The organism is Bremerella sp. TYQ1, assembly GCF_020150455.1.
Lineage (GTDB): Bacteria > Planctomycetota > Planctomycetia > Pirellulales > Pirellulaceae > Bremerella > Bremerella volcania_A.
The window spans coordinates 3,800,841-3,825,450 of sequence record NZ_CP083740.1 but is presented as its reverse complement, the minus strand read 5'-3'; the positions used below and the strand labels follow the sequence as shown (position 1 = coordinate 3,825,450).

19 protein-coding genes are annotated in these 24,610 nt (G+C 55.8%); 11 read left to right on the top strand and 8 right to left on the bottom strand.

From position 1 onward, the window contains the following. Positions 1-59 precede the first annotated feature (59 nt). A complete protein-coding gene (locus LA756_RS15200; protein ID WP_224435570.1) occupies positions 60-1,142 on the top strand; it encodes a hypothetical protein in 1,083 nt (360 codons plus the stop codon). 6 nt (positions 1,143-1,148) lie between these two features. On the opposite strand, the gene LA756_RS15195 is transcribed toward LA756_RS15200, so the two are convergent. After that, positions 1,149-2,771 carry a sulfatase-like hydrolase/transferase gene (locus LA756_RS15195; RefSeq protein WP_261362117.1) on the bottom strand — a complete coding sequence of 541 codons (1,623 nt, stop codon included), beginning with the start codon at positions 2,769-2,771 and terminating at the stop codon, positions 1,149-1,151. A 451-nt stretch (positions 2,772-3,222) separates the two neighbouring features. Here LA756_RS15195 and LA756_RS15190 point away from each other — a divergent pair, with 451 nt between their 5' ends. The 3 genes from LA756_RS15190 to LA756_RS15185 all read left to right on the top strand — a co-directional run bounded on the left by LA756_RS15190 (position 3,223) and on the right by LA756_RS15185 (position 6,289). Beyond that, the gene (locus tag LA756_RS15190; protein WP_224435568.1) at positions 3,223-4,689 is read left to right on the top strand and encodes an arylsulfatase; all 1,467 of its coding nucleotides are present in this window, start codon (positions 3,223-3,225) and stop codon (positions 4,687-4,689) included. 20 nt (positions 4,690-4,709) lie between these two features. Then, positions 4,710-4,835 (top strand): hypothetical protein, encoded by a 126-nt coding sequence (locus LA756_RS27185; protein ID WP_261362037.1) that lies wholly within the window; start codon positions 4,710-4,712, stop codon positions 4,833-4,835. 320 nt (positions 4,836-5,155) lie between these two features. Continuing rightward, positions 5,156-6,289 carry a hypothetical protein gene (locus LA756_RS15185; protein WP_224435567.1) on the top strand — a complete coding sequence of 378 codons (1,134 nt, stop codon included), beginning with the start codon at positions 5,156-5,158 and terminating at the stop codon, positions 6,287-6,289. Between the two features lie 98 nt (positions 6,290-6,387). Here the strand turns inward: LA756_RS15185 and LA756_RS15180 are convergent, their stop codons facing one another. Then, a complete protein-coding gene (locus tag LA756_RS15180; RefSeq protein WP_224435566.1) occupies positions 6,388-6,732 on the bottom strand; it encodes a histidine triad nucleotide-binding protein in 345 nt (114 codons plus the stop codon). A 390-nt stretch (positions 6,733-7,122) separates the two neighbouring features. Here LA756_RS15180 and LA756_RS15175 point away from each other — a divergent pair, with 390 nt between their 5' ends. Further along, positions 7,123-7,704 (top strand): hypothetical protein, encoded by a 582-nt coding sequence (locus LA756_RS15175; RefSeq protein WP_224435565.1) that lies wholly within the window; start codon positions 7,123-7,125, stop codon positions 7,702-7,704. On the opposite strand, the gene LA756_RS15170 is transcribed toward LA756_RS15175, so the two are convergent. Continuing rightward, the gene (locus tag LA756_RS15170; RefSeq protein WP_224435564.1) at positions 7,701-8,066 is read right to left on the bottom strand and encodes a hypothetical protein; all 366 of its coding nucleotides are present in this window, start codon (positions 8,064-8,066) and stop codon (positions 7,701-7,703) included. The two genes, LA756_RS15175 and LA756_RS15170, sit on opposite strands and share 4 nt — an antisense overlap. A 117-nt stretch (positions 8,067-8,183) precedes the next feature. After that, positions 8,184-9,140 carry a DUF1559 domain-containing protein gene (locus LA756_RS15165; RefSeq protein ID WP_224435563.1) on the bottom strand — a complete coding sequence of 319 codons (957 nt, stop codon included), beginning with the start codon at positions 9,138-9,140 and terminating at the stop codon, positions 8,184-8,186. A 495-nt stretch (positions 9,141-9,635) separates the two neighbouring features. Here LA756_RS15165 and LA756_RS15160 point away from each other — a divergent pair, with 495 nt between their 5' ends. Together LA756_RS15160 and LA756_RS15155 are read left to right on the top strand one after the other, a co-directional pair. Then, a complete protein-coding gene (locus LA756_RS15160; protein ID WP_224435562.1) occupies positions 9,636-9,950 on the top strand; it encodes a hypothetical protein in 315 nt (104 codons plus the stop codon). Positions 9,951-10,392: 442 nt separating this feature from the next. After that, the gene (locus tag LA756_RS15155; RefSeq protein WP_224435561.1) at positions 10,393-14,241 is read left to right on the top strand and encodes a family 10 glycosylhydrolase; all 3,849 of its coding nucleotides are present in this window, start codon (positions 10,393-10,395) and stop codon (positions 14,239-14,241) included. Between the two features lie 4 nt (positions 14,242-14,245). Here LA756_RS15155 and LA756_RS15150 read toward each other — a convergent pair whose 3' ends face one another. The 4 genes from LA756_RS15150 to LA756_RS15135 all read right to left on the bottom strand — a co-directional run bounded on the left by LA756_RS15150 (position 14,246) and on the right by LA756_RS15135 (position 19,298). After that, positions 14,246-15,478, bottom strand: a complete 1,233-nt coding sequence (locus LA756_RS15150) for a sulfatase-like hydrolase/transferase (RefSeq protein ID WP_224435560.1) — start codon at positions 15,476-15,478, stop codon at positions 14,246-14,248. A gap of 88 nt (positions 15,479-15,566) precedes the next feature. After that, positions 15,567-16,358 carry a WecB/TagA/CpsF family glycosyltransferase gene (locus tag LA756_RS15145; RefSeq protein ID WP_224435559.1) on the bottom strand — a complete coding sequence of 264 codons (792 nt, stop codon included), beginning with the start codon at positions 16,356-16,358 and terminating at the stop codon, positions 15,567-15,569. A gap of 5 nt (positions 16,359-16,363) precedes the next feature. Then, positions 16,364-17,767 (bottom strand): O-antigen ligase, encoded by a 1,404-nt coding sequence (locus LA756_RS15140; protein WP_224435558.1) that lies wholly within the window; start codon positions 17,765-17,767, stop codon positions 16,364-16,366. A 61-nt stretch (positions 17,768-17,828) separates the two neighbouring features. Beyond that, positions 17,829-19,298 carry a hypothetical protein gene (locus LA756_RS15135; protein ID WP_224435557.1) on the bottom strand — a complete coding sequence of 490 codons (1,470 nt, stop codon included), beginning with the start codon at positions 19,296-19,298 and terminating at the stop codon, positions 17,829-17,831. A 421-nt stretch (positions 19,299-19,719) separates the two neighbouring features. Here LA756_RS15135 and LA756_RS15130 point away from each other — a divergent pair, with 421 nt between their 5' ends. The 4 genes from LA756_RS15130 to LA756_RS15115 are packed head-to-tail and all read left to right on the top strand — an operon-like array spanning position 19,720 to position 24,495. Beyond that, positions 19,720-20,844, top strand: coding sequence for a GNAT family N-acetyltransferase (locus LA756_RS15130; RefSeq protein WP_224435556.1), 1,125 nt, complete (start codon positions 19,720-19,722; stop codon positions 20,842-20,844). A gap of 10 nt (positions 20,845-20,854) precedes the next feature. Further along, positions 20,855-21,724, top strand: a complete 870-nt coding sequence (locus LA756_RS15125) for a polysaccharide deacetylase family protein (protein WP_224435555.1) — start codon at positions 20,855-20,857, stop codon at positions 21,722-21,724. Further along, a complete protein-coding gene (locus LA756_RS15120; protein ID WP_224435554.1) occupies positions 21,721-23,241 on the top strand; it encodes a lipopolysaccharide biosynthesis protein in 1,521 nt (506 codons plus the stop codon). Before LA756_RS15125 ends, LA756_RS15120 begins: the two co-directional genes overlap by 4 nt. Before the next feature lie 27 nt (positions 23,242-23,268). Further along, the gene (locus tag LA756_RS15115) at positions 23,269-24,495 is read left to right on the top strand and encodes a glycosyltransferase (protein WP_224435553.1); all 1,227 of its coding nucleotides are present in this window, start codon (positions 23,269-23,271) and stop codon (positions 24,493-24,495) included. The last annotated feature ends 115 nt before the right edge of the window (positions 24,496-24,610 follow it).

The following is a 24,610-nucleotide window of genomic DNA, read 5'->3' as shown; positions in this document are numbered from 1 at the left end:
ATTCGGTAGACTTAGGTTCCTAGCCCAGATTCCTTTTCCCAATCCCACCTGCAATTGCCATGATTAACATCCGCCCGTTGATGGTGTGGGGATGTTTTGTCCTCGCCATCGGTTGTGGTCCGACGGTTGATGTCTCGATTCCGCGATTTCAACCTCGTCCGGTCGTTTGGTTGAATAACTGGGAAAAGCCAACGCCAACCGAGACCCGCAAAGAGGCCGAACAGTTTCTGCAAAAAGCGGACGTGATGAAAGAGCTCGCGCTGTTCGACGACGCCGAGCAAATGTATCTTCGTGCGGCGAATGCCGATCTCGACTTCGCCTATCCGATGTATCAGCTCGCTTGTAACTACGAGCTTGCCGGAAAACATGAGGAAGCAGTCGACGCGTTTCAGCAAGCGATCCAGCGTGGCTTCGATGACTTCCCGACCGCGGTCAACGACGACGAGCTTGGCAAGATTCGTCGGCGAAGCGACTTTGGCGATGCCTTGGCGACCATTCGTACGCGGTACATTATTTCCGCGCCGGCCCATGTTGGGCAGCCGATCGCCGTTCGTCCTGAAACCGATAAGCCGCCGGAAGGTTGGCCGATCATCTTGATGCTGCATGGCTACGGCGATAGTCATTTGAACTATCTGGACGAGGCACGCTTGTGGGCCCAGCAAGGGTTTGTCGCGGTGGTTGTTCCTGGCAGCGTGCCGACGCATGGCAGCTATTACCAGTGGTCGAACGATTCGAGCGAGCCGACGCACGAGGACCTGCAAGCGATCGTTCAGTCAGAACTGTTTCATGGCGTGATCGATTTGAACAAAGTCTACTTGCTGGGATTCTCGCAAGGGGCACTCCATTCGATGCTGGTCACCCAGGCCCATCCCGATCTTTACGCCGGCTGCGTCGCGTTATCGCCGGGGGGAAGTCTCATCAATCAGCTCGCACGTCCAGGGCTCGATCCCGAGAAGGGGGCGGCGCGTGTGGTGATCATTCATGGCGACGAAGAGCCGCACGCACCGCTGGTCCGTATCTGGGCGAGGGAATGTGGCAAAGCCAAATGGATGTTTGAAAGTCAGACCCATCCCGGCGGGCATCATTTTCCGGACGATTGGGAAAGCCGCGTCCCAGGAATTGCAACGTTCCTGCTGAAATGATCCCGCCTACGGTTTCTCGGGAATGATTGCCTCAGCCGATCGATCGTCGACTTTGAAATAGCCCAACGGTTGATCTTGGAGGGAAGAGATTTGCCACACCGCGCCGGGGCGAGTCTTCTGAGTGAACGTCTTTGTCGGTGCGATCTCTTGGTAGAACTTCGCTTTGCCTTGCTGGTCGATCCAGTAAAGCTTCACTGGCGATTCGGTTTGGTTGGTAAAGAAGACGGGGAACGTCGAACCATCGGGTCGAGACGCTGGTGACGATTGACTGCCCAGTGGAACCCACTTCAGTTTGACGAGCGACTCGACACTCGGGGCTGGCTTTTCGGCGAACTTGGTTGGGGCTTTGACTCGCAGTTCGGCAAGCTTATCGGCGTGCGATTTATTGCCTGCAAGATTGTTCCACTCGTATGGATCGGCTTGCGTGTCGTACAGTTCTTCTTCGCCGTTAGCATACCGAACATACCGCCAATGACGATCGCTAAGGCCAATATTGCCTGGCCTCTCAAGATGCGTTACCGAAACATGCGGCCATGCGGCGTCGCTGCTCTCGAGAAGTGGCTTGAGGCTTGGAGCGTCGTGTGCTTCGTTGGGCGGCAATTGGCATAGATCAAGCAGCGTCGGGGCGAGACTTAACAGATTGACAGGTTGATCGCAGACGGTCGGCGAAGTTCCTTCTGGAAGGCCGGGACAATGCTTTGGCACACGAATCATCAGCGGAACTCGGGTACACGCACGCCAGGCGGTGTACTTCTGCCAATGCTCTTTTTCGCCCAAGTGCCAGCCATGATCCGACCACAGAACAACGATCGTGTTGTCGGCATACTCGCTGTTATCCAGCGCGTCGAGTACGCGTCCGAGCATGGCATCGGCGAAGTGGATCGACGCCAGATAAGACTGAATTGCTTTCTTCCACTGGCCATGCTTTTGAATGTGCGCGAAGTAACGATTGCGTGCTCGCCGCTGGCCTTCTGCTGGCAAGTCGTTTAAGTCGTCGGCTTTATATCCTGGTGGAAGCTGAATCGACTCGAGTGGAAAGGGCTCGAAGTATTTCTCGGGAACGAACCATGGTTCATGCGGACGGTAGATGCCACACGCCAGAAAGAACGGTTTGTCGTGTTGCTTCGCGAGTTGCTCGGCAACGTATTGGCTAACGAGATAGTCTCCGCCGAACTCTTCGTCGGTAGCTTGCAGGGCGCCCCAATCGGTTTCGACATATTGCCATGGACCTCCGCGAGGCAGATTCAATGGACGCTTGTCAGGATAAAGCGTTTCTGGAATCGGCATCTCGGACGCGGGTTCCGGGTAATAGTCATCCCATGACTGCGCATCGATGATGTAATGCAGCATCTTCCCCGATCCAGTCGCGAGGTATCCGTTGTTCGAGAACGTCTTGGGAAGCAGCTCGGCATCCGGCAAGACTTCGCGTAACACTTGGTCGTTCGCGTAAACACCAGAAACATTGGGTGCGATGCCTGAGAAGATCGCGATTCGCGATGGGTTACATGCCGGGGCTGCGCAGTGCGCGTTGGTGAACAGCACGCCTGATTTCGCCAAGCGATCCAAGTTCGGCGTAATCGTTTGAGGATGGCCTCCCAGGCATCCGATCCAGTCATTCAAGTCGTCCATGGCGATGAACAAAACGTTCGGTCGCCCCGGTTCCGCTGCCGCAGTCGTGCTTGTGGCGATCGCGAGCAGGACGATCGAAAAGAAGGGGATCGAGCAAAGTCGGTTCATAGCGAGGCACCAATTTTCTGGCAGATCGATTGGTTGGTGAAAGATCGCGTCAAGCGAGTCAGCCCTTCAGTATCTCCCCCGCTCGTCGACGCTTCAACGAACGATTCGACCGATGTCATGCCGAAAAAACACAAAAACGGCCGAGGGGTTCAAAGGTTCATTTTGGGGAATGCCCCACGTTTTTAGTTGCACTGCCGGTGAGAAGCTCTATTTTCAGAGGCATAGTTCCCGTGACATTCCATGCGTGCGACCTCTTTGCGTTGACGCGTGGAAGCATGCGGTTCATACTGTGATTTCCCTCGATATCTAGCCGCGACGCACCGTTGGACCGGAGCCTGATCGAATGTCTCGAACTTGCCGTTTTGCTTCTCTCTGTTTAACTGCCTCTTTGTTATTGGTCGGAGTGTTCTCCGCTGCGGAAGCGGCTGATCGTGCTCCGAACATTGTTTTCATTCTTGCCGACGATCTCGGCTACTCTGAACTGGGCAGCTACGGACAGCAGAAGATTAAGACGCCCCACCTGGACCAACTGGCCCAAGAGGGCATGCGATTCACCGACTTTTATTGCGGCAATGCGGTGTGTGCTCCGTCTCGCTGTGTCCTTCTGACCGGCAAGCATGGTGGGCACGCTTATGTTCGCAACAACGGTGATCCTGGCGAGATGCTGCCCGAAACGAAGGCCCTCGGCGCCGAGTTCCCTGGCCAAAACCCTATCCCGGACGAAGAAGTCACCATTGCTGAAATGCTGAAAGCCAAAGGCTACGCGACCGCCGCTATCGGTAAGTGGGGCCTGGGGCACTTCGGTTCGACAGGCGATCCCAACAAGCAAGGCTTCGACTTGTTCTACGGTTTTAACTGTCAGCGTCATGCCCACAACCACTATCCGAAGTACTTGTGGCGTAATCGTGAAAAGGAAATCCAGCCAGGCAACGATCGTACATTGCATGGCGAAACCTATTCGCAGAGCCAGTTCCGCGACGTGGCGATTGAATTCATCGATGCCAATGCCGACAAGCCGTTTTTCCTGTACTTGCCGTTTGCGGTGCCGCATCTTTCGATTCAGGTTCCCAACGACGATCTCGAGCAATATGCCGACATGCCGGAAACGCCTCACAAGCATCATGGCTATCTGAAGCACCCCAAACCGCACGCCGGGTACGCGGCGATGATTTCGCACATGGATCGTGACATCGGTGCTATCCTGGACGCGATCGAAGCAAAGGGGCTGACCGACAACACCGTCGTAATGTTCAGCTCGGACAATGGCCCAACGTACGATCGCCTCGGTGGAAGCGATTCGGACTTCTTCGAATCGTCGGCCAACTTCCGCGGTTTGAAAGGAAGTTTGTACGAAGGGGGCATCCGCGTTCCATTGATCGTGAAATGGCCAGGGCACGTGAAGCCAGATACGACAACCGACCATCCGGCCGCGTTTTATGACTTGATGCCGACGTTCGCCGAGATTGCCGGCTTGAAGGCACCTGCTGGTATCGATGGCACGAGTATCTTGCCGACGCTATTGGGCAAAGAGCAGAAAGCTCCCGAGTATCTGTACTGGGAATTCAGCGGTTATGGTGGCCAGCAGGCCGTCCGAATGGGAGACTGGAAAGCGATTCGTCAGAACATGATGCGGCCGAAAGTCCCCGGGGCCGGCAAGCTGGAACTGTACAATCTGAAGAGTGATCCGAGCGAATCGAAAGATGTCGCTGCCGATCACCCGGATGTTGTCGCAAAAGCGGAAGCAGCAATGAAAGAGGCCCACACGCCATCGAAGCTGTTCCGAATTCCGATGCTGGACGGAAAGAAGTAACTACAAGGGTTTCACGACCGATGATGGGAATTGGTATCCAGGAATTACTGGTTTTACTCGTGATCATCGGTGTCTTTGTGATCCCTCCTGCGTTGGTGATTGCAGTCCTTTTACTGCTGGTTTTGAAGATCACCAAGAAGAAATAGTCCTTCATCATCTTCCGCCGTCGCAACACTTTACAGCTTCGGCTTGAGTCAAAATGGGCTGCTAGCGTCGATTTTGCGGGAATTTGATCTAGGAACAGGGCGTCCGTTTGGTTAGCCTTTGAAAACTTTACAAGTCGGCGATACGCCTCTCACATGGCTGAACGGATTGACGCCGGGAAGCGTATCGAAAAGGGCTGTCTGTGCTCCGATGACCCCAACAACCCACGGGAGGCACGACAGCAGAGCCTGAACATGTTGCCGCCAGTCCACCGCATGATGTGACGGAGTGGTTGGGAACCTATTTGCCTGGAGCCTGCTATATGAGCATGGATGCTCGCGTGATGCGTCACGCTTTGGTGACGTTGTGCGTCTGGACTGTCCTTTTGACGGTCGCTTCTGCTGCCAGTGTTCGTGGAACCAACTTCCTGGTTACCGCTCAAGACCCGCAACTGGCGAAACAAGTTCTCGAACTTGCCGAAGTCTATCGCCGCGACTTAGCCATGGAATGGCTCGGACGCGAACTGCCTCCTTGGTCGCAGCCATGTCCCATTTCGGTTCGAGTCGGTGGTGGTGCCGGCGGACAAACCAGCTTCGCTTTCCATCAACGCGTCCCGTTCAACTGGACCATGGAGATCTTTGGCCCACGCGATCGAATCCTCGATAGCGTCTTGCCACACGAAATTCTGCACACTATTTTCGCAACGCACTTTGGTTGTCCGCTCCCTCGCTGGGCAGACGAAGGCGCCTGCACGACGGTCGAACATTCGTCGGAAAAGAATAAGAACACCACGCTGCTGTACCGCTTTCTCAAGAGCGACCGCGGCATTGCGTTCAACCAGATGTTCGCCATGAAAGAGTACCCGGCCGATATCCTGCCGCTGTACGCCCAAGGCTACTCGTTGGCTCGTTTTCTGATCGCCCAAGGGGGCAAGCAGAAGTACGTGCAGTATGTGGGTGAAGGGATGCGAACCAACAATTGGACGGCGACCACCAACAAGTTTTACGGACATCCAAGCCTCAGCAGCTTGCAAGTTGCCTGGCTCGATTGGGTTCGCGACGGCTCGAACGAAGGGATGATCAACGAATACTCCCCGACGCAGCTGGTTTCCAATCAGCAGCCAAACAATGGCGTCGCTGTCGTTCGTGGTCAAAGCCCACAATCGCACGGCAACGAAGTCGCTTCGGCCCAAGGACAACAAGATCGTCCGTCTCCTTTGACGGGGCCGATCATGCCAGTTGGACATCAGGAAGACATCACTCCGCGTGAGCCTGGCGTAAGCGGCGGTTTCTATTCCAACGGAGGCCGATTGGCTTCGGACGAAACCGAACCACGCACCACGTCGGTGCCTCAAGAACGTCGCGAGATTCGTCAGATCGATGCCATGCCGATCTCGACGGGAGGTAAGAGTGCTCCTACGTTCTACCTGCCCGGCGGAACGTCGCTTTACCGCTAACGTTCCATTACCAATCCACACGTGATCGAAGCGGCCGCTCGGGGCAACCTGAGCGGCCGTTTTGCGTTCTTGCGGATGGTTTACTCAAAGAGAACTCGTTAACCCGGCGGCCAGGTCATTTTGCGTCCGCCGAGTAAGTGATAATGCAAGTGCGGCACCTCTTGTCCGCCAGCTTCTTTGCAGTTGACGATCACACGGTAGCCTTCTTCCAGGCCCAGCTCTCGAGCCAGGTTGCGAATGACGATCCACATATGGCCGATCAGTGCGGCGTCTTCGTCAGCAACGTCATCAACCGTGGCGATCTCCTTCTTGGGGATAATCAGCACGTGCGTGGGGGCCTTGGGGGCGATGTCCTTGAACGCGAGACATTGGTCATCTTCGTAAACGATGTCCGCAGGGATTTCTTTGTCGATAATGCGCTTGAAGATCGTCTTTTCCGACATCGAGGGTGCCTTTCCGAGGGGGATTGAATCGGCAGTTCAGGCTACCACTTCCCCTTGTCGGCACAAGCTGGCAACAGAAATTTTCGCACAAGCGTTGCTGGATGAAAGCACGCCTGATTCCGAGTCGATGACGACGAACCCGCGGCGTTTGCGTGACTTAGATTCATCGAAGCCAATCGATCCTCGTTTCCAGGCGATACGATGGCAACGCTAGCGTGGCAATTTGTGTGAACTGGTGTGAAACCACGTGCCGAAACGGTTACTAGGAGAAGCTGGGAAACGCGGTAAGCTGCGAACTTCCGGCGATGTCTCTTACTGATTGGCAGTTCGCAAGGATGCGAATGGCCAACTCATTTCTACGATCGATTTGGACGCTTGGGGGAACGCAGGATGCGCTGCCGCGGACTTGTCCTGGGAATGCTGCTTTTCGGGACCGCTCAACCACTTTTGGCTCAAGAGAACCGTTTCGTCAATGAAAACGGCACGACCTATAAAGAGGTCGTCCAAAAGGTCAAAGTACCTGTTTCGGAAACGACCTATCAAACGCACACCGAGAAGTTCTATCAGGAACGTCTGACGACCGATATTCAAGAGTCGCAGCGAGCCTATCTCGCTCCTGTGACCGAGTATCGCTGGGAAGCGTACACACCGTTCACGCTGAATGTGTTCGCCCCGCCACGCATTGCGTACCGCTATGTTCCGCGAACGCACTGGGAGCAACGAACCGAAACGGTTCGCACCCCTGTCACTCGTCGTGAACTGGTCCCCGCGGAACGCACCGTTTCGCGTCCGGTCACGACGCTGAAGATGGTCGAACGCGAACAAGTCACGCGTATTGCGATTGCACCACCGACGCAACCGGCAGCGAGCGTCGCGTCGCGTGGCTCGATCGGAGGCGTCTCGAATCTGCAGAACGATCCGCCACGCATCGGAACGACATCCCTGACGCCGATGGGCAACCTGCGACGTTAACTAGATGTCGTTGGCAATTCGCCGGCAGCAGAGCGGAGCGAGGTCATTTGGGCTTTGACTTCCTCTTTGCCGGCATTTGATTGCAGAAGCTCTTGCAGCTTCTTGGCTTCATCGCGCACTTTGGCGAATGCTTCGCTACGTTCGGCACTCCCTTCGAGCGACTCAAGCAGCAATGCTAATTCCCCTTGCGCACGGGAAGGAGCTTTCTCTGCTTTTGTCAGAAAGGTTTCTACCAAGTCTTTCGTTGCCTGGCCAAACTCTCCATCTGACGTGCCGCCACCTTGGCTCGCCGGGCCAGGCATGCATCCGGCAAACAACGAGAGACAAAGGACAACGAGAAACAAGTTATGTGAATGCGTCATGGTCGTTACCGCGTACTTGGTCGGAAAGATAATAGGCCAACAAAGAAAGCCCATTTGCTGCCCGAGCAGTTCAAATGGGCTTTTATCGGTTCAAGGGTATTGCCAAAGCGGCACTGGTTATGGCAGCTGAGTGGGGTTGCCGTCGGCGATGGCCAGGGCGTTCACGTAAACGGTTTCGTCGATCGTTTCCGACACGAACTGGCAGCTTGCATCCCCCAGGCACATGATGACGCCGCCAGGGTGGAAGCTTCGAGCAGCGACACATCCGTCCAGCGTGTCGGGATTGCTGTTCATGCCATAGATGGTTTGCGACGTCGAGTTAAACGAGTAGTGCGACGAGTCGTACTGCTGGTTGTCGTTAGGCGTCAAAATGTTCGAGCCGTTGCGTCCATTGAACGTTGCCCCAGTATTCCAGCCCCAGGCACCACGGTCGTCACCACCGGAGCTGACGTTGAAGATCTCGCTGAGCATCACGGAGTTCGACGTGCCGTCTGTGATATCACGGAAGCTTGCTCCATATTGCTCTACACAGCTGAACGCACCCTTACGAGCGTTATTGTTGAAGTCGGAACGTCGCCACTGTCGAGCCGCTCCAAGGCTGACGGCATAGTTAACTTTGGCAAAGCCGTTGAAGTCTTGCGTCAAGCGGCCGGTTACTTCGGGATGACTAGGGCAAAGGAACGCTTCCGGCTTTTCCCGAGTCACTTGATTATTGCCGCTCGAGGCACCACCGCTTCGAGCCACGGCTCCGAAGTTGTACTGGGCGTGCAGATTGTTCTGTTCGATAAAGGGCAGAATCATCAATGCCCACGTCGCCCCCCAGCTGGCATCACGTCCATTCTCGGGAGCGGTGGAACCTGATCCGAGCCAAATCGCGGCCGGCGGAAAACTACCGAACGTATCGTGATAGTTGTGGATCGCTAGTCCCAATTGCTTTTGCTGATTGGTGCATTGCATCCGGCGAGCTGCTTCTCGTGCTTGTTGCACGGCCGGCAGTAGCAACGCGATCAGGACGCCAATAATTGCGATCACCACTAAAAGCTCGACAAGCGTGAAGCCAGGTTTCTTTTGCATGAAAACAGTCTCCGGAGATTTGAATGAGAAATGAAAAGAAGCCAGAAGAGACCACGGGAAGCCTGAGATAGAAAAGAGAAACTGCTTCAGCGTGGACAAGGAAAAGGGGCGAACGTCATTAAGGCGTGTTTGCCGGGGTGATGATCGCCGTTATGTATCAGTGTATAAACATATTTAAAAATGCACAATAACAAAACACAGTAACCCTGAGTGTGGTTGCGGGGTGCGATGTAGTTTTATTTAGGGGTTTTTGGTTGGATTACGACACACTAACCCGGGAAATCTCACAAAAACGGGTCTCGATCGCCCATTCAAACCGCTTCGGAAAAATCTACTCTTCCGAAACTGCGCGATATGCCGGCTGTTCGTGCTGTGCCTGTCGAGCGTGATGTAACTTCGCACCAGAAAAAGGTTTGTCTTCGCTAGCACTCTCGCCGATACCTTCCTGTGCAAAGGCAATGTAGCCAATTGGAATTGAGGAGGCATCGGAAAGACATGGCAAAGAAAGACACCTTCCGCGTGGTGACCCGAGGCGCCAACGGCGAGATCCGTATCAAGGACTATGACTCGGCAGAACCCCTTTTGAAGATGCACTCCCAAGTTGGTACGGAAGACAGCAGTACCGATCTGGCATTGCGAGGCATGCCCGTTTTCCGCGGTCTGATCGGTCCTATGCCGGAAGGCAAGACCATCATCCGTTACGAATCGCCTGAAGTGTTCGAAACATTGACGAAAGAATGGAGCACCAACAAGCCAAAACGTCGCCGACGACGTACGACTGCTCCTGAATCGGCAGCGACCGAAAGCTAAACAGCGTCTGAACTTATCACTAGCCGCCGCCGGTGGTAAGCCAGACGCCCTCCAAGTCACCCTCCCGGGCGATCCCGCCGAGTATCCTGTTCTCGGCGGTCGCCATAGCGAGAAGCGCGGATCACGGGTGGTTGAGAAGTAACGCACGAGAATTCTCCAGAACTGGGTATTGGAGAGTTTCTCTCCTTTACCCTATTTCTCAACCACCCGGCGCTCTCGCCGACGTTCTACGGCAATCAGGCTGATTGCAAGCACTCTGCCCCTATTTTCGCTCTGGCAGTGGTTTCCGTTCTCTGTCTATAATCCGCGGCCATTGTCCAATCAGGGCACGTTATTCCGTTCCTCTGAGAAACGCAGCCTCATGCTGGCACGACTGGTACAGGGAAGTCCCGGCCGACAGCGCATTAACAGACTGCTCCGAACCGCGAAAAGGAAGTTCGCAGTGCGGTGTGTCTCGCTATGTGCGCTGACGCTTGTGCTGCTTCTGCCTGCGATCAGCAACGCCCAGACAGACACCCCAACCCAAACAATCCGCAGTACGCTGCGAGTCGCTTGGGGAGGATCGGTCGAAAAGCGTTGGCGCGGAACCATCTCGTTGAACGCCGGCAAAATTCAGCTGCTTAATTTGCTGGGAATGGAAGCGGATGAAGCCCGCGCGGTCCTGCCTGCTCAAGGGCGTGTCGAGATCAATCATCTCACTCCGCGGATTTACGATGGCTTCGACATTCAAGTCGATGCGCCAGCCGCCGCCCAGTTGACCATTCATCTCAGTGGCAACCCCACCGAGAAAGCGAAGACAATCTCGATTCCGATAGCGACGTTGATGCAGCAGCCCTATCAGGCCGCGCTCGACGAACAAGGCTCGCGAATTCTCATTCAGCGGGCTCCGACTGATGTCATTCGGACCGAACTCAATCGGGATCACCTCGTCTTTTCGCCGGAAGAATCGTTGCGAACGACCATTACCGGGTATCAGACGCAATTTCCCCCCAACACAACGGTCGAAACCTGGGTCCGCGTTCGTCCGGCTCGTACCGGTCGGAGTATCTGGGAAAAGAAATTGACCGCCACGGTCGATGGCAACGGCAATCTCGCGCTCGGGGAAGCGATCGAAGTGGAGATGCCCGCCGAGGAAGGCGTCTACGAGTTGGTTATCACCATGACCGAGCAGCGTCTTTCGAGCCTGGTGTTTGCCTCGAAACCGACCCATCAGCGGGTTCTGCAATTTGTCGTCATCGATCCGCAGCTGCAGTACGCTCCGAGTCAGGAAGAGCCTCGCTCGCTGGCGTCGTTCGATCCGACCGCCGCCGACTGGTGGCCGAAGCTTTCCAAGCTGGCGTCTTACAATCCTTGGATGAAGTCGAAAACGTCCGAGCTGCACAACAGTCAAACCAAGACGATCGAACACAACGACCGCAAATGGCAGCAGCTACAGCCGGGCGGTTGGCATGCTTACCCCTTGCCGATCGAGGCAATCGGGGCTCCGCTGGTTGTCGAAGTGGAATATCCGACCGATCTGCCACAGAGCATGGGGGTCAGTATTGTCGAGCCAGACGCGGCCGGCATGATCACGCCGATTGGTATCGATTCCGGCGTGGAAGTCTCGCCCCCGCAGCCGGGCGTCAAACCCGGTGAAGCGAAGCACCGACTTGTCTTCTGGCCCCGAACCAACACCCCGATGTTGCTTCTGACATGCCGAGATGAAACCAATCCATCCACCTTCGGTCGTATTAGCGTGTTGGCTGGTCGCCCGAAGATGCCAGGAGCGGAAGAGGAAGAATCACCGGCGACTCGTCCCCGCGACGACGATCGTTTGGCGATTGCATTCTGGGATAAGCCTCTGTTTGCCAAGGGCTTTGGTTCACCGGAGGATTTGAACGTTGCATCCAATCGCTCGCTGGAAGATTGGGTGACGTTCCTGGAAGGAAGTAACCGCGTTGTCGAGCACATGAAGCGTGTTGGTTTCAATGCGGCATGCATCAGCGTGATGAGCGAGGGCGGGGCTCTGTACCCTAGTCCCCATTTTCGTTCGACGCCGAAGTTCGATAAAGGCTTGTTCTTCGATGACGGCCGCGATCCTTTTAAGAAAGATGTTGCCGAGCTGCTGTTCCGGCAGTTCGATCGTGCTAATTTACGATTGATTCCTTCGATGGAACTCAATGCTCCACTGGCGCGATTGGAAGAGGCCCGCATTCGTTCCGCAAATCCGAACTATGCCGCTCCGCTGAATCTGCTTGGCCAACCGGCGATGGACCAGCTTGGGAACACGGTTGGCGAAGGTGCCTATTACAATCCATTGAACGAAGACGTGCAGCAGTCCATCAGCGACTTGGTGCTCGACTTCATCTCGCGTTACGGCCATCATCCATCGTTCGCAGGTATTTCGTTAAATCTCGACAGCGATGGCTATGCGTTGTTGCCTGGCCCGCAGTGGGGCATGGACGAGAACACGCTGCTATTGTTCGCTCAGACATTGCCGGCCGTTCAGCAGCAGATCTTCGCGAACTTGCCGCCCGATGTCAAAGTGCGTGCTGAATGGGTATACACCCAGCAGAAAGAAGCCTGGCTGCAATGGCGCGGCGAGCGAATGTTCCAGCTTCATTCCCGATTGGCGACGATCCTCCGCAGTGCGAATTCCAATGCGGTGCTGTACCTGAATACCTCCGGCTGTTTTCATGGGCCGCATGCGAAAACTCGCCTGACTCCTGAGCTGCCTCGCACGGTGACGACGACCGACGTTTTGTTGGAACTGGGGATCGATGCTCGGCGGTACAAAGCTCATCCGAACATTGCGTTGCTGGAAACCAACTTCGTTCGTCCCCAAGGAAACGAAAAGCGGGCTCAGTGGTATGCCCACTATCAAGCCGCTCGGGAAGAAGAGGTTTCATACTCCGACGAAGACAATCGTGGAGTGCTTCACTTTCATGTGCCCGACACAATGCATGTGGCCGGGTTCGATCAGGCCAAGCCGTTTGGGCGCGACGGCAACTTTACTTGGATCGCCTCGCAGTTTGCCGGCAGCGGCGCGGAAGTCCGAAAGCCGCTCGTCGAACACCTCGCTTTAGAAGATGATCTCAGCATCTTCTACGGTGGCTGGATGGTGCCGATGGGGCAGGACGAAGCCCTGCACGAATTCCTGACCGTCTACAAGATGTTGCCGCGTGGTAATTATCACCGCTTGAATGTGCCGCAATCGCAGCCCCTCGTAATACGTAAGCTGACGACTGGATCGGAAACAACGCTTTACTTCGTGAACCCTACGCCGTGGGATTTAAACGCCACGCTGACGGCTCAATTGCCGAGCGATGGGACGATCACACCGTTGGCTTCCAGTCAGATTTCACGCGGCCCGCAACCGAAAGGGGAAGGGCAGTGGAGTATCTCGATTCCTGCCTACGGCTTGATTGCCTGCAAGGTAAACGTTTACGACGTGGCAATCACCGGTGCCAAGGTTTACTTGCCAACCGGCGTCATGCGAACGATGCGTGACGAGTTGGATGCGTTGGCATTGCGGCTACGAAGCATTCGTTCGATGCCACCGGTGGCGATCCTGGCCAACGGAAACTTCGAGCAGCCTTCCAACGGCGGAGAGATCCCCGGATGGACAACCAGTAGCCAGGCCGAAACTGCCATCGGTTTGGAAAAAGTAAAAGTCTACGAAGGTCTTCAGTCACTTCGACTTCAAAGTAACGGCCCGGTGGTTTGGGCTCGCAGCGAAGAGATCGAGATTCCCAAGAGTCGTCGGATGCTGCTGAAGATGCATCTGATGAACGACAATCGGGCCATTCAGCCGAACCTGCGAATTGTGCTCGATGGTTACATTGGCGGGCAAAACGTTTATCGCCCAGTCTCTGTCGGCTCGGGCACTCCGTTTCCATTGCAAGCCGAATGGAGCGAGTTCGCTTATCCTGTGCTCGACTTGCCGCCGGAGCTCGACTACGCGAAAGTTGGCTTCGATATGATGGGAGACGGCAACGTACTTGTCGATCGGATCGAAGTTTACGACGTGGCGTTCCGCGATAATGAAATCGCTCAACTCAACAAGCTCGTAACGCTGGCATATGCCAAATACCAGCAAGCTGACGTAGGAGATTGCCATCGCTTGCTGAACAGCTATTGGGTGAAGTTCCTGGAAGAGCATGTACCGATTGCTCCAGCATTGGCTGAGAAGCTCGAGCAAACGCGTGCGGCGAACCTGGCACAAAAGAAAGCTGCCAAGGAAGAACCGGCTCCGAAGACCTGGCTCGAAACGTTCCGCAGTTACACGCCGCGGTTGCCTCGCTTCCAGTAGACGACTACACCGCCTCTTTCAATTCGTCGGGGATCTCCGGCAGCGGCGAGCCATCGCGATACGCTTTCTCGATCGCCAAAGCCGTGTTCAGACCGACCTCGGCGATGTTCTTACAGCGATCGGCCACATTGTTGACTTCCCAGCGATCGTCTGGTTTGACGAACAACTCTGTCGCGATTTGAAACGTGTCGATCTCTTCCAGCGGCGTTTCCAAGTCGGGAAGATGATATCGCAAGCTCCAGTGTTTCGATCGAAAACAACGCTGATCGGCGAACCCGGAGAGTACAAACTCGCGTGATTCTCCTAACCGAACAGTCAGCAGATTCAAGCCTTCCTCTGACGCGTTCTGTAGGCCGAACGTTTCGACGATGGTCGGTAAAATATCGCCAAGCCGTGCGATCCCTTGGCAGCGTGTGAGTCCCTCTTTGGCGCCGGGCTGGCGAATCATCAGCGGGACATGCAGCGTGTCGCTGTAAAGCCGGACGGTCGATTCGTCGTCGCGGCCAATCTGTCCATGGAGCCCCAGGGGGTAGCCTCCGGTGGATGTCAGCACGACCAGCGGTTGTTCCTCTTCGGGAAGCTCTTCGATGGTGGCTAATAGTTCGCCGAGCAGCATATCGAGAACCGTTACCTGGCCGGCATACGCCTGAGTGATTCCCAGGATATGATCGGAATCGAATTCTCGATTTTCTCGTTCAAACGGAGGCTGAACGATCTCCGGCGGGGCGGGATCTTCTTCGTCGGCTAGATCTTGCCGAAAACTGTAGGGGGCATCCCAGGGGCCTAGCATGCCGCGGGCATGAGCCCAGATCACTTCTTCCCGGGCAGGCTCTTCCAGCCAATCCAAAAGCACGCTCGCGAAACGAGCCAGGGTTGTTTCTTCCGGCGAGCTTGCCGCTACTTCCGCAACTTCGGGAAACGTCTCGACCGAAGCCAAAGGAGTCGTGTCGCGAAGTTCGGCCAGACGCGGATCGTCCGAAAGCAAATGGACAGGGATTTCGGCGTCGGCAAGCGCACTCATCAATCCGCCCGGCTGGATGGCACCCACGGGATGCGAACCGCCAAACAGGTGCGGATACAGGGTCAACGGATCGGGGCATTCCGACACGCATTGCTCGAACAGCACCGACTGACACGCCCAATGATCGAGCGCCGGCGTATCGAGCCACGAATTTCCATAGCAACCGAGAAACCCGGCTCCCCAGCCATCGACAACGAGAACAAGTGCGCGACGCACGTAAAACCTTCCTCTTGAATCGGCCTACCACGTGGGGTGGTACGCGACGACGAAACGACTTCCCTGCCGCAACTATAGAGGGGACGTGCTATTTGGAAAAGTCGGGGCGACGCAGACCAGGCTTGGTCCATTCGTTCCACAAGATGCGTGGAAACACGACAGCATCCTTCGCGTAACGCTTGGCCAGCCGTTTGGGATCGGTGCCAATTCGGTAGGCCCATTCCAACCCGGTACGCTGCATCCACTTTGGAGCACGACTTTTTTCGCCAGCCAGGAAGTCGATCGTTGCCCCGGCACAGACAGCCACTTTGGCAGCCACTTCATGCCGATGTTGATGGATCCACAGCTCTTGCTTGGGGGCCCCGAGGCCGATCACAAGCAGCTGTGGCTCGGCGTCGGCAATCCGTTCCATGATCTTTTGATTTTCGGTAGCGTCGTTCTCGAAGCCAAGCGGCGGGCTATAGGTTCCCACGATCTGCACATTGGGGAATTGCCGATGCACGTTCACCGCCGCACGCTGGGCAACGCCAGGGGCAGCTCCCAGCAGAAACACTTTCAGCGGAGCAGCACCGCTGGCCGCATTGAACAACGCCGGGATTAAGTCGCTACCGGTAACGCGTTCAGGAAGCGATTTACCGAACAGCCGTGAAGCCAACACCACCGGCCAGCCATCGGCCAAAACCAGGTTGGCATCTTCGTAAGCTTCCCGCAGGGGAGCACTCGTTTGGAGGATCACCGTATGATCGACATTGGGCGTAACGACAAACTTACATGTCGAACTCGACTCGGCATGCAGCCATGTCATCAAGCGATCAACGGCGCCGCTCATCCGCAGGGCGTCAATCTCGATGCCAAACATTTCAATGCGTTCAGGTTTCATGATGGTTAACCTCGCGCGGCGGCTTGTGGCTGCCAGGGGTTGGAAGTGGAAGCAGTGTGTCGGGAACGAGGCAACAATCCAAAGTCGTATGCCAACGCGGCATTCATGCCAGCCACAAGAAAAATCAGCAAATGGTCGTACGGCATGAAGGTGATTTCATGGCCGATCATCTGGCAGAACGCAATTAGCACGACGCCAACGCCCAGCGTGCCGACTGCTTTCGCCCATGGTGGCGAGTCGCCACGTGCTTGTCGCCAGGCATTGTGCAGCCACATTCCGTACATCGTGATAAACGGAATGAAACCCAGCAGGCCAAGATCGCACAGCACACTGAGGAATGTGTTGTGGTGGTCGTAATCGCGGATCGATTCGAGCACTAAGTCGACGTTGCGATTGGAAAGATACGGCAGCTTGGCCTTCTTAAACTGACTGAAGCCATGCCCCAGGATCGGTCGGTCGAGAAACATTTCCCACGAAACGTAGGTGAAACTTGCACGCATGCTGACTGACCGTCGTGTGTCTTGAACAGAGCCTTCTCGCTTCAGTCCCATGATGGCATCAGACTTGGCCACCACCGCCAGCATGCCACAAACGACCATGCCGCCGATCAAAACGGTTCGAGCTTTGCCGCGCATCGTCAGGAAGATCCCAGCCATCAAGCTCAAGCCGCAGCCGGCCCAAACCGTTCGTGTTTTGGTAAAGAAGATCGCGGCAAGGAAGAGGGGAATCAAGCTGAAGACAAACCACTTCCACTTCTGCGACGCGCGCGTCCACAGCAGGCATGTCGTCAGCAAACAGCCGCACAAATAAACCCCGTAGCTGACCGATTGCACCATCGGTCCTCGAGCACGGCCAAAGTGCAGCCCTAGTTGCGGATCGGCAATGTACCGAGGGAATACCAAGCCATAAAGGCCCAGCCCTTCCAGCACGCCAATCACCGCCAGGTAAACCCCAAAGGCGGTCATCGCCATCAGGAACCAGTCGATCTGTTGTTCGTCATATTTCAGATTTCTCGCAACGACATACACAGCCAGCGGAATCAGGTAACCGTTAATCAAGTGCTGAACCGGCGGAACTTGCCCGGGGGCGATGTCGCGGTAGTCATGCGTAAAGGTATTGAAGAAAAGCACGCCGAAGAATAGGGCGATTACCGTATCAAGCGTCATCCAAGGACGCAGCTCGACTTTGCCCATCTTCCACTGCACAACGAAGGCCGCCACCAAGCCCACAATTGCCAGGCGATCGATCGAAAGCGTGATCCCGCCGAGATCAAACTGCAGAAAGTAAACGCCGAACGTCGATGTCGCGACGAGTAAACCAACACATGCCAACAGCAAGTTGCCGCGCGTGGCCAGAATGGTTCCCCAAACCAATCCAACAAGAGCAAAGATGGCAACAATGGCGGTCATGAAAACGTCTTCAGCGAGCCGTTTTCAATCGTGCCGAGCGGCGAAAGTTTGAAAACGGGAACTAGTTCGGGGAAGGGCTCCGGTGAGCCAAGTGGAATAAAGCTTCCTTCAAAGATAGGCCATGCCCTGCATCAGGGGCCGCCGATTGATCTCCCGTTGCGTCATTCGTGCTGGAGGTTGCCGGTTGTGCTGATTGTGCCGATGATGCCGACAGCGAGGGTACCGTCAGAAAGAGAATCCCTAGCCCCACGGCCACGCCGCCGAGCACGCCGGCGGCAACGATGGCTTTTCGGGAAGGACCGACAGGGTAATCGCTCACTTCGGTACCACTGACTTGCGTGATCAAACTGGTCGTCGTGGCCGCTTCGACCGACGAATTCGCATCGGCCAAATCGGTGCGAATACGCGTCAGCTTCTCATTCTTCTCACGCACTTCCGCTACGACGTTGTTATAGCCTGCTCGTAGCGAAGCAAGTTTCGTCATTCGCTCGCTGACATCGTTCAGCATTGTTTGCAGCTGAATCATGCGGCTTTCGTTAACACTACGGTCGGCATTCAAGCTGCGGATGGCTACGGCAATTTCCTGGTGCAAATGCTCGCGGATCTCTGTTTCAGAATGTCTTGCCGCGACGACGCTTGGGTGGTTTTCAGTACGTGTTCCCTCCAGCTTCGCCGACTGAAGCTGAGCGTCAATCAGGCCATCTTTCAGACGCTTTAACGAAGGCTGCGATTCCAACAATTGATTCGGCGTGGCAATCAATTCACTCGTGTTTTCCTGAGCCGTTTCCAAGATCTCTAAAAGTCTCTGCGAGCTTTGTTGATCGGCCATGGCGGTGCGGAGCTCGTTTTTGATCTGCACCATTTGCTCACGAAGATTCCCATTGCCGGAGCCAACTTCGTTCAAAATGCGCAGCTCAGCCAGATCGGTTCCGACTTTCTCTTCCATGGCGGAAAGCCTTTGGGTAACACGATTCAGCGCTTTAGCCGCTTGGCGTTCGCGGTGTGCCAGTTCCGCGACAAGACTCTCCGCGCGATCGTTTCGCATCTTGCCCAGCTGCCGATCGAGACCGGCGCAGATCAGTTCATTCAATTGTCGAGCTCGTTCCGGGGAGTCGGCTTCGACGCGGATATATAGCATTTCGGTCGTGCCGAATTCGGTACCACTAGGAGAATGCACACCGATCGTTTCGCGTGCGGCGGCAATGTCTTCTTTGCTGGGCCACGCAGCGGTCGACCAACTGTTTTCCGGGGGACCTAAGCTTTTCAGTGCCGACTGCACTACCTCACGCGATCGGGCCAACTGCAGGACCGTTTCCTGGGCATGCTTCATTTCTTCAACGCCAGAAAACTGCCCTGGTCGGCCGAGGCTGCTCACCGCTTCGTCGCGCAGGACGATGGCTTGCGTGGCTTCCCAGCTACTGGGTTTCAGCGTGGCATAAATCAACGCAGCACATGCGATCGCAGCGGCTGGCAAGATCCAACGCAGGCGATAATGGACGAGAGCGAAAAGAACGTCGGCAAGGCTCCCCATTGGTTGCTAGTCTCGCAGAAGAAGTCGTTCAGGCAGGGGCAATAAAAAAGGTGCGGGAAGCAAGACGCAGCCATTCGGCCGGAGGTCCTGCTTCCCACAACCCCGATTCGTAAGGACTAAATGGCAAAGGGAATGCCAAACTGCACGTCGTACGTGATAAAGCTCCGTTAAATGCCGACGCGCAGATGACTTAACGTCGATTTGCTATGCAAGACAGCATGGCGTGCCGCGGTGGTATCTACGCAACGTATGTGGCGAAAAAGCAACACTTGAGGCAGAAACGACACGGCAGCCGAAAACAGGGGGAGCATCCCGCACAAACCGATCCAAGTTCGTTTGCATTTACTAAGCGGTGGCGAATGTTTGAGAGACCATTTACCAGTGGTACGCGTTTGTTAGTACACAAATGCCAGACAGTTTCATGGCTTCGTCCCCACAAAAGCACATGCACGTCGAACGATTTTCCGACCCACAATCGATTGCCCAGCTTCGCCCAGCCTGGAATGCGTTGGCCGAAGGTGTGCCATTTCGCAGCTACGAATGGATGATGTCGTGGTGGAACCACTACGGCGCCGATCGTCAGCTGTACGTCCTCAGCATCTTTGATGAAGAACGCCTCATCGGACTTGCTCCTTGGTACTGCACGCCGCTGACTTCCGGCGGCCGTACGATCCGTTTTCTGGGCGATGGCGATGTCTGTAGTGACTATCTCGATATCCTTGTCGATCCGCAAGAAACGCAGCGGGTGATGCCGCTTCTCGTCGATTGGCTGCAAGAGGCGCTGACCACTTCCGATGCGTGGGATGCGATGGAGTGGGATAGCCTGCCGCAAGATGCTCGGAACGCGTCTTCGCTGAGCGAACGCCTGACACATTGTCATGCGATGGTTCGCCGTCTGCCTGCTCAGAATTGTTGGCGACTGCAGTTGCCAGATTCATGGTACGACTTCGAGATGCAGCAGTCGAAGTCGCATCGCAAGCAAATTCGTCGACACATCAGCCGCGTGCTCGATACCGATCGTTGCCAGCTGAAAGTTTGTCGCGATGCCGACACGCTCGACGAAGCGATGCCCATTCTGATCGACTTACACATGCGACGCCGGCAATCGCTCGATCAGCCAGGTTGCTTTGCTTCAGACCGCTTTACGAAGTTTCTGCACGAAGCCTCGCGCGAGATGATGGAGAACGGCCAATGCGAGATCCTGTGGCTTGAACTGGATGGAAGTCCGGTCGCCGCCGAGATTCATTTTCCCAGCGAAACTATCGCATACGCCTATCAAGCCGGCATCGATCCCGATCGTCTATCCGACGAGCCAGGCAGCTTGATGCAGATTGCCGTCATTCGCCGGGCGATTGAAGAAGGCAAAACGGCAGTCGACTTCCTGCGTGGCGACGAACCCTACAAAGCTCATTGGCGAGCCGAGCCATCGGCTTGCGAGACGTTACGCATCGTTCCGAATACCACCTTCGGGCTCATTCGCCACGGCATTTGGAGCACGAAGGACCAAGTGAAAACCTGGTTCAAAGCCTCGCTCGGAAAAAGCTAGATACGCATTCATGCACAGCATCAAGGGAAGCCTGATCGACGGATACTACGCGGCAACTTGGCCTTGGCGGGCCCGGTTTCGCCACGTCCGCGCGCGCGTCGGCATGGCTCCGGTGATGGTCTTGTTCTACCATCGTGTCGCCGACCAAAACGTGACCGAATGGACGATCCGTAACGACGATTTCAAACGCCATTTAGATTGGTTGCAATCGCATCTGGAAGTGGTCTCCCTGGCCGAAGCCCAACGCCGTGTCGCATTTCGGATGAACCGAAAACCGTGCGTGGCGATTACCTTTGACGACGGCTACGGCGACAACAGCGATCAAGCCATCCACGAGCTGATAAGCCGCGAAATGCCGGCGACTTACTTTGTCACGCTCGATAACGTTTTGACCGGTAAACCGTTTCCGCACGACGCGAAGTTGGGGATCAATGCCAGGCCTAATTCGGTCGACGAGCTTCGAGCGATGGTGGCCAGCGGCGTGATTGAAATTGGCGGCCATACGCGAACGCATCCTGATGTCGGGAAGATCCATGACCATGCGCTGCTGCAGTCGGAAGTGATCGATGCAACGTATGAACTGGAAGCGTTGGTCGAGCAGCCGATTCGCTACTTTGCATTTCCGTTCGGGCAGCATGCCAACTTGAACGACGTGGCGATCAACATGCTGCGCGAGCATGGCATTCAAGGCTTTTGCTCTGCGTACGGGGGCTACAACTTCCCAGGCGACGACCCTTATCACATCCAACGAATTCATGGCGATCCAGAACTTTCGCGACTGCGAAATTGGTTGACGGTCGACCCTCGTAAAGTGCACGGCGTGACTCGATTCCAGCCGCGCTACTCGAAATTATCGACGGCGAATGGAGGCGACGCATGAGCAGCGCATCCACGCTCGATAAATCGGTTGAAGTTTCCGGCAGTCCGAGCTATCAAACAACATCGTTGGCCGAAAGCATGTTGCTGTTGGCGATGCTGACGGTGTTTCAGCGTGGCATCGGCTTCGTACGCGGCGTGCTGTTTTGCCGCTGGCTACCTGCCGAACAGTTGGGACTTTGGGACTTAGTGTTCGGGTTCCTCATGCTTGCCGGGCCACTGGTCGTGCTGGGGATTCCTGGTTCGTTTGGCCGTTACGTCGAACACTTCCGCCAAAAAGGACAGCTCCGTACGTTCCTCCGCCGTACAACGATCGCGACCGTGGTGCTCTCCGCGGTGGGCTGCAGTTTGTTGTGGGTGTTTCATGAGCAAGCGGCCGTCATTCTGTTTAAAGATGGCAGCCTGGCCCCGATCATTCCTGTCGTGTCGCTCACGCTGGTGTCGGTGGTGGGATTCAACTATTTCGTCGAACTGTTTATCGCCATGCGGCAAATGCGAACGGTCTCGGCGCTGCAGTTCGTTAATAGCGTGCTGTTTGCTTCGGTCGGTTTAGGTTTGCTGCTGTGGTACGAATCCTCAGCCGAAAGCGTCATCATTTCGTACGGCATCGCGTGCAGCGTGACCGTTGTGCTGGGCGGTGTCGTGCTGCTGCGTGATTGGCGGCAGTTGCCTCTTTGCGACAGCGTGCCGATGCAGTCGGAGTTCTGGCGAAAGCTGCTTCCGTTTGCTGCCTGGCTGTGGGCGATCAATCTGCTTTCCAACTTGTTTGAAGTGGTCGACCGCTACATGATCGTTCACTTCAGCGGGCTTTCGCCGGAACAAAGTATCACGCTCGTGGGTGACTATCATAGTAGCCGCGTCGTGCCATGGTTGATGGTGGCGGTGGCAAACTTGTTCGGCGGAATCCTCTTGCCGCATCTCTCGGCTGACTGGGAACGAGGCGAACACAAGCAGGTTTCCGATCAACTCAATTTGCTGCTGAAAACCGCCGCGATGGTCATGATGGCAGGCGCGATGGTGATCGGACTCACGGCGCCATTTTTGTTCGAGCATGTCTTCGAAGGAAAATACAGCGGCGGTTTAGCCGTGTTGCCGTGGACGCTGACCTACTGCGTATGGTACAGCCTCAGCGGGTGCGCGATGCTTTATTTTTGCTGTGCCGAGAAGACCTATGCGGGGGCGATTGTGTTTGGCGTCGGGCTTGCATCCAACGTGGCTCTCAACGCCATGCTGCTGCCGATGTGGGGACTAACTGGGGCGGTCGTTGCCACGGCATTGGCCAACGCCATCGCGATTGTGCTGGCCCTTTATCTCGCGAAACGGCACGGGATGGAAGTTCAGAAATCAACGATCTTACTTGCCGCGGCTCCATTGCTATTGGGCTTCGGCTGGGCCACTGCCATGGCGGTTTGGATTGTTTTGCTATGGCAAGCTTTCGCCGCGAACTGGGTTTTCAACGAACAAGAAAAGCGAACGCTGCTCGATGGCTTGAGCGTCCTGACCAAGCGATTCCAATCGTAAAGAAGAAGAGACCGAGAGGGAAATACGATGCGACGACGAACCCACTTGCCGATCGACAGCCGCGGCCCATTGAAGGTCATGTACATGGTGACCAGCATGCCGGTCGGTGGCGCGGAAACGTTGCTGGTCAACTTGATCCGGCGGATGGATCGCAGCCGCTTCGCTCCGGAACTGTGCTGCATGAAAGAGCTCGGCCCTTTGGGGGAAGAGATGCAGCAGGAAGTTCCCACGTTCCACAACATGCTTAGCGGCAAGTACGATCTGCGCGTTGTCCCGCGACTGACGCAGCTGTTCTCGATTCGCGAAATCGACGCCGTGGTGACCGTCGGCGCCGGCGACAAGATGTTCTGGGGCCGACTCTGTGCATGGCTTGCCGGCGTTCCCGTGGTTGCTTCGGCAATTCATTCGACTGGATGGCCTGACTCGATCAACTGGCTCAATCGTCGTCTGACGTCGATCACCGACCGCTTCATTGGTGTCGCAGCTCCGCATGGCAAGCATCTAGTCGACGTCGAAGGTTTCCCCACTGAAAAAGTGACCGTCATTCCCAACGGTATCGATACCGATCGTTTCGTCCGCAGCGAAGAGATCCGTCGCCGCGTGCGTGCCGATTGGGGTGTCGCCGAAGACACCGTTGTTTGCGGAATTGTCGCTGCGCTGCGTCCGGAGAAAGATCACGCATTGTTTCTGAAATCAGCCGCCAGGGTGATCAAGCACTGCCCGAACACCCATTACGTGATCATCGGAGATGGGCCGGAGCGACCTGGTATTGAAGCACTGCGAGATGAACTGGGAATTGCCGATCATATCACGATGATGGGTAGCCGCAGCGACATTCCGGAGCTTCTGTCGGGGATGGACTGCTTCGCGTTGACATCGAAAAACGAAGCCAGTCCGGTCTCGATTCTCGAGGCAATGTCAATGAACTTGCCGGTCGTTGCCCCTCGCGTGGGGAGCATCCCCGATGCAATCGACGACGGCGAAAATGGTGTGTTGGTCGAAGCCAGCAATCTCGATCAAACGGCCGACGCGATGCTTCGCATCATGCAAGATGCGTCGCTCCGAGAAGCGATGGGCCAGTCTGCTCGGGCCAAAGTGCTGCGGTATGGCTCGCTCGACGCCATGGTGGCGGGGTACCAGGACTTAATCAGCGGCGTTTATCGCCAGAAGGTTCAAGCGGCGCTGCATGCGGCGCGTCAGCCCTCTTCCAATGCCGTTCTGCTGCCCCAGACGTCAGATGTGAAGGCATCGTAAACCTCAGTCAGCACAAGAGTTTCGCTTGTCGGGCCGCTAGTCGTAACCGTCGCCGCGCGATACCATAAGGGGAATCGATGCTGTCGCGCACGTAGGTTTCTTTGGCTCAGGGTTC

Bases quoted from the DNA above. Each gene is read 5' to 3' on its own strand.
- LA756_RS15200 (WP_224435570.1), top strand. From the start codon at position 60: ATGATTAACATCCGCCCGTTGATGGTGTGGGGATGTTTTGTCCTCGCC.
- LA756_RS15195 (WP_261362117.1), bottom strand. From the start codon at position 2,771: ATGGACGACTTGAATGACTGGATCGGATGCCTGGGAGGCCATCCTCAA.
- LA756_RS15190 (WP_224435568.1), top strand. From the start codon at position 3,223: ATGTCTCGAACTTGCCGTTTTGCTTCTCTCTGTTTAACTGCCTCTTTG.
- LA756_RS27185 (WP_261362037.1), top strand. From the start codon at position 4,710: ATGATGGGAATTGGTATCCAGGAATTACTGGTTTTACTCGTGATCATC.
- LA756_RS15185 (WP_224435567.1), top strand. From the start codon at position 5,156: ATGAGCATGGATGCTCGCGTGATGCGTCACGCTTTGGTGACGTTGTGC.
- LA756_RS15180 (WP_224435566.1), bottom strand. From the start codon at position 6,732: ATGTCGGAAAAGACGATCTTCAAGCGCATTATCGACAAAGAAATCCCT.
- LA756_RS15175 (WP_224435565.1), top strand. From the start codon at position 7,123: ATGCGCTGCCGCGGACTTGTCCTGGGAATGCTGCTTTTCGGGACCGCT.
- LA756_RS15170 (WP_224435564.1), bottom strand. From the start codon at position 8,066: ATGACGCATTCACATAACTTGTTTCTCGTTGTCCTTTGTCTCTCGTTG.
- LA756_RS15165 (WP_224435563.1), bottom strand. From the start codon at position 9,140: ATGCAAAAGAAACCTGGCTTCACGCTTGTCGAGCTTTTAGTGGTGATC.
- LA756_RS15160 (WP_224435562.1), top strand. From the start codon at position 9,636: ATGGCAAAGAAAGACACCTTCCGCGTGGTGACCCGAGGCGCCAACGGC.
- LA756_RS15145 (WP_224435559.1), bottom strand. From the start codon at position 16,358: ATGAAACCTGAACGCATTGAAATGTTTGGCATCGAGATTGACGCCCTG.
- LA756_RS15140 (WP_224435558.1), bottom strand. From the start codon at position 17,767: ATGACCGCCATTGTTGCCATCTTTGCTCTTGTTGGATTGGTTTGGGGA.
- LA756_RS15135 (WP_224435557.1), bottom strand. From the start codon at position 19,298: ATGGGGAGCCTTGCCGACGTTCTTTTCGCTCTCGTCCATTATCGCCTG.
- LA756_RS15130 (WP_224435556.1), top strand. From the start codon at position 19,720: ATGGCTTCGTCCCCACAAAAGCACATGCACGTCGAACGATTTTCCGAC.
- LA756_RS15125 (WP_224435555.1), top strand. From the start codon at position 20,855: ATGCACAGCATCAAGGGAAGCCTGATCGACGGATACTACGCGGCAACT.
- LA756_RS15120 (WP_224435554.1), top strand. From the start codon at position 21,721: ATGAGCAGCGCATCCACGCTCGATAAATCGGTTGAAGTTTCCGGCAGT.
- LA756_RS15115 (WP_224435553.1), top strand. From the start codon at position 23,269: ATGCGACGACGAACCCACTTGCCGATCGACAGCCGCGGCCCATTGAAG.